The organism is Halogeometricum sp. CBA1124, from assembly GCF_009741955.1.
GTDB lineage: Archaea > Halobacteriota > Halobacteria > Halobacteriales > Haloferacaceae > Halogeometricum > Halogeometricum rufum.
This window is the reverse complement of sequence record NZ_WPCD01000203.1, coordinates 1-6,600: the sequence shown is the minus strand read 5'-3', so window position 1 is coordinate 6,600 and position 6,600 is coordinate 1. Positions and strand designations below refer to the sequence as shown.

The window sequence follows — 6,600 nt, the reverse complement described above, 5'->3', positions numbered from 1 at the left end:
CGCGGCCGTCGGCGTCGTCGCCGTCCTCGGCGGCGTCGCCGGCCTCGCCGGCTTCGTCGTCCCCGGCCTGAGCGCGACGTTCGTGTTCGTCATCGTCGTCGGCGTCGTGGCGGGCGTGCAGGGCCTCCGCTACGCGCTCGGACGCCGGCACGTGGACTACCGCGCGACGGACACCGGCGACCCCGAACTCCGCTACCGCGTCCCGACGCCCGGCGACGACGTCGACCGACGGTTGTCCGAGCGCGGATGGCGCGCGTCGAACGTGACGGAACTCAAGACGCGCCTCCGCGAGGCGGCCGTCGAGACGCTCGTCCTCCACGACAACTGTTCGACCGACCGGGCCGAACGGCACCTCGAGGAGGGGACGTGGACGTCCGACCCCGTCGCGGCCCGCTACCTCGGCGCAGACGTCCCCCTCTCGCTCGTCGACCGGGTGCGACTGGTCGTGCGCGGGCAGTCGTCGACGTCGGCGCGCGCCGCGCGAACCATCGCGGCCATCGAAGCGGTTCACGACAGCGACGACGCCGTCGCGGAGGCGGGCCGATGAAGGGGTTCGACACGAACCGCTGGACCGGTATCGAGGGGGCAGCCCTCGTCGCCGGCGCCGTGGGCGTCGTCTTCCAGCGGCCGGCCCTCATCCTCGTCGCCGGCCTCGGCGTCGCCTACACCGGCTTCGCGTGGTTCACCGACGCGCCCGCCCCGACGCTCGAAGTCGTTCGCGAACTGTCGGAGTCGAACCCCGACACCGAGGAAGACGTGCGCGTGACCGTCACCGTCAAGAACGTCGGCGAGACGGCGCTGACGGACCTCAGACTGATAGACGGCGTCCCGCCGGCCCTCGAAGTGACCGACGGCTCGGCGCGCCTCGGAACGGCGCTTCGCCCCGGCAAGTCCGCGACGTTCTCGTACTCGGTCGAGGCCGTCCGCGGCGAACACGCGTGGGGACCGCTCGAAGCCGTGACCCGCAGTCCGAGCGCCGAGACGGAGCGCACCGAGGCCCTCGACGCCGAGTCGGAGACGGTGCTGCGCTGTGCACCGTCGCTCGAGGCCACCTCCGACCTCCCGCTGCGCGGCCTGACGACGCAGTACACGGGCCGCGTCGCGACGGACGTCGCCGGCGACGGACTGGAGTTCTACTCGACCCGCGAGTACCGCCGCGGCGACCCGCTGAACCGCATCGACTGGAACCGCCGCGCCCGGACCGGGAAGATGGCGACGCTGGAGTTCCGCGAGGAACGCGCGGCGACGGTGGTCCTCCTCGTGGACGCGCGGGCGGACGCCTACGTCGCCACCCACGAGGGCGACCAGAACGCCGTCGAGCGGAGCGTCGACGCCGCGACGCGCGCGTTCTCGTCGCTCCTCGACAGCGGCGACCGGGTGGGCGTGGCCGCCCTGTCGCCGCACGACTGCTGGCTCGCGCCGAGCACCGGCAGCGACCATCGCGCCCGCGCCCGCCAACTGTTCGCCACGAATCCCGCCCTCGCGCCGACGCCCTCGGACGACGCCTACTACCCGGTCGTCGCCGTGCGACGCCTCCGACGGCAGTTGCCGTCCGACGCGCAGGTGCTGTTCTTCTCGCCGATGGCCGACGACTTCGCCGTCGTCGCCGCGCGCCGCCTCGACGCCTACGGCCACCTCGTCACCGTCGTCAGCCCCGACTCGACGACGGACGACACGCCGGGGCACCGACTCGCGGGCGCGAACGGGAGAACCGGCTGGCGCGACTCCGCCGGTCGGGGATTCGCGTCGTGGACTGGGGTGAAGGACCGTTGGCGACCGAACTCGCCCGCGCCGAACGGCGGTGGTCGCGATGACCGAGATAACCCGACGCCCCGCCACCGCCGGCGTGTCGCTCTCGATGATCGCCGCCACCGTCGGCTTCGTCGGCGTCGCGCTCGCGGCCGCCGGGGCCGCCGCGCCCGCCGCCGTCGGCGTCGTCGTCCTCGCACTCGGCCTCTACCGCGCTCTCGCCGGGTCGTCACGTTCGGCGCGTCGGCGCTGTTCGTCGGCATCGTCTACGCGGGCGTGCAGGGCGGGGCGGCAGAACCCCTCCTGCTCGCCGCGCTCGGCACCGTCGTCTCGTGGGACGCCGGCGAGTACGCCATCGGCGTCGGCGAGCAACTCGGTCGCGACGCGGACACGACGCGGTTGACGCTGGTCCACTCGGCGACGACGCTGCTCGTCGGCGTCGCCGGCGCCGCCGTCGTCTACGCCGTCTACCTCTCGGTCGGCGGGAGCCAACCGGTCGCCGCCCTCGTCCTCGTGCTCCTCGGGGCCATCGCGCTGGTGGCGGCCCTGCGCGGGCGGCGCGAGGAGGGCGGGTCGGTCCGCGGTCACCGGCGGTAGGTTCGCCCTCGCCCGGCCGACTCAGAGCCCAGTTCGGCTCGGCTCCGTTCAGCTCAGTTCGCGCTCGCCGGCGGCGTCGACAGTCGCGGCGAACACCGGTACGCCGGTAGCACGGTCTCGACCGGCCCCGCGTTGAACTGCCGAAACAGCCCCTGCACGTCCGCCACCGTCTCCTCGTCGAACCCGACGCGTCAGGTCGTCGGGCCCGACGCGCGGTCGGTAGGGGGTCGCGTCCACGAACGACGAGACGAGGTCGTCGGTGCGTTCGAGCGCGTCCGCGAAGGCGTCGCGCTCCAGTCTCGGCTCCACGTCCGCCCACATGCGTTCGAAGAACGGCGGCCACTGCGCGAGCGTCCGGTAGATGCTCGGGAGGCCCCCGTCGAAGCCGTGGAACGACCGGACTCGGGCGACGGTGTCCGCGAGTTCGTCTGCGACGTCCGCGTCGTCGAGCAGTGTCGGCGCGCGCCCCCGGTCGCGGTCCAGCCAGTCGGGGGACGGCTCGGTCGCCGCCGACACCTCCCCCGGTTCGTGTCCGACCGGGTCGCCGTGGAGCGCCCTGTCCATCGTCTCGAACAGCACCGCCAACCGCGGCGCGACCACGTCGTAGGTGGCGAGTTGTCCGCGGAGTTCGCGGGCGGCGGCGGGGTCGAGACCCGTCTCGCTCGGGCGGTAGCGCGGGAGCGGATCGTCGGGCGCGTCCATCGCGTCGAGGACGGCGTCCCGGTAGCGGACGGACAGGCGAGCGAACGCCCGCGTCTGGAACACCGGCTTGACCTGTCCCCACGCGTAGCGGAGGAACCCCGGTTCGTTCGCCATCGTCGTCCGGAATATCCAGTTGACGATGGGCGCTCGGAACGTCCGCTGGACGTCGGCGTAGAGGCCTCGTTTCCAGCCCCGGGCGCGAGTTCGTGGAGTTGCCGGTCGGTGTCCATGGTGCCCGATGGGACGGACGCCACGTATGACTGTCGCGGTCGCTACCGCGGACGCCCGGTCACTCCACGGTCGGCACTTCGACCCGTTCGAGCACGTCCGCGATGACGTCCTCCTTCGCCACGTCGTTCACCTGCGCGTCCGGCGTGAGGACGAGGCGGTGCGCGAGGACGGCCGGCGAGACGCGTTTCACGTCGTCCGGCGTGACGAACTCGCGACCCGAGAGGACGGCGCGGGCGCGGGACGCCTCCAGCAGTCGCTGGGTCCCGCGCGGGGAGACGCCCACCTCGACCCGTCTGTCCGTGCGCGTCGCCCGCGCCACGTCGGCCATGTAGCGCAGCAGATCTTCGTCCACGCGCACGTCCTCGGGGACGACGCGCACGTCGAGTACCTCTTCGCGGGTCAGAACCGACCCGACGCTCGGACTGCGCGCCTCCCGGCCGACGCGGCGTCGCAGGAGTTCGACCTCGCCGTCGGTGTCGGGGTAGCCGATACTCGTCTTGACGACGAAGCGGTCTATCTGCGCCTCGGGGAGGGGGAACGTGCCCTCGCTCTCGACGGGGTTCTGCGTGGCGATGACGACGAACGGCTTCGGGAGTTCGTGCGTCTCGCCGTCCACCGTCACCTGTCCCTCCTCCATCGCCTCCAGCAACGCCGCCTGCGTCTTCGGCGGCGCGCGGTTTATCTCGTCGGCGAGGACGACGTTGGCGAAGATTGGCCCCTCGGAGAACTCGAAGGACTTCTCGCGCTCGTTGAAGATGTTCGTGCCGGTCACGTCGGAGGGGAGGAGGTCCGGCGTGAACTGCACGCGGGAGAAGGAGAGGCCGAGGGCGGTGGCGACCGACCGTGCGCTCAGGGTCTTCCCGGTGCCGGGGACGTCTTCGAGGAGGACGTGGCCGCGGGCGAGGACGCCGAGCATGATGCGCTCGAGGAACTCCTGCTCGGCGATGACGGCCTTCGAAACCTCTGCGAGGACGCTGCTACACGCCTCGTTCGCTTCGGGGATGTCCATACCAGCCCTCGGGGCGGCATGGGACTTAGTAATCTGGGTCACATCGCCGTGGTCCACCGAAATCGAAACCGATTAAACGCGGCGTCTCCCAACAGCGTATGCAAGCCGAGGTAGCCTAGCCCGGCCAAGGCGGTAGATTCGAAATCTACTGTCCATTCGGACACGTGAGTTCAAATCTCACCCTCGGCGCTTTCTCAGCGAACTCAGCCCGCGAGCGACCGCAGTGTCTCTCGCACCGGCTGATTCGCTGTGTGCGGCTTGCTGTGATTTGAACGAGGCTGGACGCGCGCAGCGAAGCGAGCACGTCCCGACGTAGTTCAAATCTCACCCTCGGCGCCTTTTCACAGACTCACACAGATGCAAGGAGGAAGCCCACAGCTTTAGCCGTGGGAGGAATCCGACAAACCACTCTACCAACCACGAGCGATAGCAACCCGACTCGCCCAAGCCAGCCGCAGTATTTATAAAGAGACATCAAAATATGTGAAATGCGGATGGAGGACGTGATTCGCACCGTCAAGGTCAAACTCGATGTACCTGACGAGCGATGCGAAGACCTCCATCAGACTAAAAACCAATTTCTCCACTGCGCGAATACCACCGCAGAGTGGGCGTGGAGACACCCAAACGACTACTGCGTGACCTCGAAGCAGAAAGCCGAGAACGCCCTCTACGAACGACTCCGCAACGAGACGGAGTTGACCGCCAACCTCGTCCAGAAGGGGATTCGACGCGCCATCGAAGCCACGAAAAGCGGTGTCGCCCGACTCAAGAAGGGCGAGAACACCAGTCAACCGCACTTCGATGCGTGGAGCGTCGTCTACGACAAGCGGTCAGCGACATTCCACCGTGACCACGTTTCGCTCTCCACAGTGGACGGTCGCGTCGAGTGCGACTACGTGCTCCCCGACGACGCAGAGGGAACGCCGATGGGCGAGTACCTGCTGAACGAGGACTACGAGTTCCGAATGTCCACGTTGCAGTACGACCGCTCTACCGAATCGTTCTACCTCCACGCACGAATGCGCCGAACCACGGACGAGCAAGAGCAATCCGCGACCACTTCTGACGCCAAGCACAGAACAGTCCTTGGTGTTGACCTGAACGTGGATGCTCGCTCGCCGTGACTTCGACATGCGCGTTCATCGGAAACGCAGACGAGATGAACCACCGACGCCGAGAGTTCGAGAAGACTCGTGGGTCGATGCAACAAACAGGAACGCGGTCCGCACACTTATCTATTCAGTCGATGAACGACCGCGAACACCGGTGGATGCAGGACGAACTGCACCGAGCGTCGAATCGGATTCTCGAAGAAGCTCGTGACCACGGCTGTACGCATATCGCGTTCGAGAACCTGACCGACATCCGCACGCGAATGGCTGGTGCGAAGCGATTCCACACATGGGCGTTCCGACGCTTGTACCAGTACACAGAATACAAAGCCGAGATGTTCGGCATCGAGGTTGAGCAGGTGAGTCCTGCGTACACGTCTCAACGGTGTTCGTCGTGTGGATTCACGCACGAGTCGAATCGGCAGTCGAAAGACCAGTTCAAGTGCCAGAAGTGCGAGTACGAACTGAACGCGGATTATAACGCGAGCAAGAATATTGCTCGTAAACTTCTCAGGCGTCTCCACTCGGGGCAGAAGTCTTCGGGTGGAGGCGCACCCTGTCAGTGTGCGCTTGCGTCAGGGACGCTGAACCTGAATGGCGATTTCCACGCCTCCGTCCAAGCGACGGCAGAAGGGGAGTCCACTGACAAGCCCACGACTTCAGTCGTGGGTAACTGACAGACTCACCCGGCGAGCGACGCGTCTCTCGCGCCGCGGTGCGCGTGTGGGTCGACGCGTGGATTCGAGGCTCCCGACGCGAGCGAGACGCTTCGCGCAGTCCCGACCGTCCAGCGCCGACGGCGTTTCGGGCACAGGAAATATGACGATGAAACTACAACTGTGGATGGGTGCCTCCCCACAGGCACCCACCTACCGCGTCCGGTACGCGGCGTTCGACCGTCTCCCGACTACCCTCTGCGGCAGTCCTCCGCCCCGACCCGAGACTGACTGATGTTCGGAACACACACGACGACGCGACGAGGTGACGCGCGGTGAACGACCGGTACGACCCCGACGAACTCGACAAGGACGACGCGTTCGAACTCGCGACGACGGAACGGCGACGACACCTCCTCAGAGTCCTCTCTGAAGAGGGGCGAACGCCGCTCGGAGAACGTCGTGGACGCCATCGTCACCGAGGTGCACGCCGACCCGTCGGACGACAGCGCCCGGCCTCCCCCCACGAGAGCGTCCGTCT

5 protein-coding genes, 1 tRNA gene and 2 pseudogenes are annotated in these 6,600 nt (G+C 67.9%); 6 read left to right on the top strand and 2 right to left on the bottom strand.

Annotated elements, in window-relative coordinates:
* From GJ632_RS18050 to GJ632_RS24200, 3 genes and pseudogenes are all read left to right on the top strand, one after another.
* A partial coding sequence (locus GJ632_RS18050; RefSeq protein ID WP_191453669.1) for a hypothetical protein occupies positions 1 to 547 on the top strand: 547 nt, incomplete at its 5' end.
* Positions 544 to 1,814, top strand: a pseudogene (locus GJ632_RS18045) (DUF58 domain-containing protein). The gene GJ632_RS18050 and the pseudogene GJ632_RS18045, both read left to right, overlap by 4 nt.
* Positions 1,815 to 2,025: 211 nt before the next feature.
* Positions 2,026 to 2,346 (top strand): hypothetical protein, encoded by a 321-nt coding sequence (locus tag GJ632_RS24200; protein ID WP_231751663.1) that lies wholly within the window; start codon positions 2,026 to 2,028, stop codon positions 2,344 to 2,346.
* 48 nt (positions 2,347 to 2,394) lie between these two features.
* Here GJ632_RS24200 and GJ632_RS18035 read toward each other — a convergent pair whose 3' ends face one another.
* Both GJ632_RS18035 and GJ632_RS18030 read right to left on the bottom strand, forming a co-directional pair.
* The gene (locus GJ632_RS18035; protein WP_197428076.1) at positions 2,395 to 3,162 is read right to left on the bottom strand and encodes a halocarboxylic acid dehydrogenase DehI family protein; all 768 of its coding nucleotides are present in this window, start codon (positions 3,160 to 3,162) and stop codon (positions 2,395 to 2,397) included.
* Positions 3,163 to 3,337: 175 nt separating this feature from the next.
* Positions 3,338 to 4,288, bottom strand: coding sequence for a MoxR family ATPase (locus tag GJ632_RS18030; protein WP_089804934.1), 951 nt, complete (start codon positions 4,286 to 4,288; stop codon positions 3,338 to 3,340).
* Positions 4,289 to 4,392: 104 nt separating this feature from the next.
* Here GJ632_RS18030 and GJ632_RS18025 point away from each other — a divergent pair.
* From GJ632_RS18025 to GJ632_RS18015, 3 genes and pseudogenes are all read left to right on the top strand, one after another.
* Positions 4,393 to 4,477, top strand: a tRNA-Ser gene (locus GJ632_RS18025).
* Positions 4,478 to 4,782: 305 nt separating this feature from the next.
* Positions 4,783 to 6,080: pseudogene (locus GJ632_RS18020) on the top strand (RNA-guided endonuclease InsQ/TnpB family protein).
* 314 nt (positions 6,081 to 6,394) lie between these two features.
* Positions 6,395 to 6,600 (top strand): hypothetical protein (locus GJ632_RS18015; RefSeq protein ID WP_191453668.1); only part of this gene is annotated, 206 nt, incomplete at its 3' end.

Bases quoted from the DNA above. Each gene is read 5' to 3' on its own strand.
- GJ632_RS18035 (WP_197428076.1), bottom strand. From the start codon at position 3,162: ATGGCGAACGAACCGGGGTTCCTCCGCTACGCGTGGGGACAGGTCAAG.
- GJ632_RS18030 (WP_089804934.1), bottom strand. From the start codon at position 4,288: ATGGACATCCCCGAAGCGAACGAGGCGTGTAGCAGCGTCCTCGCAGAG.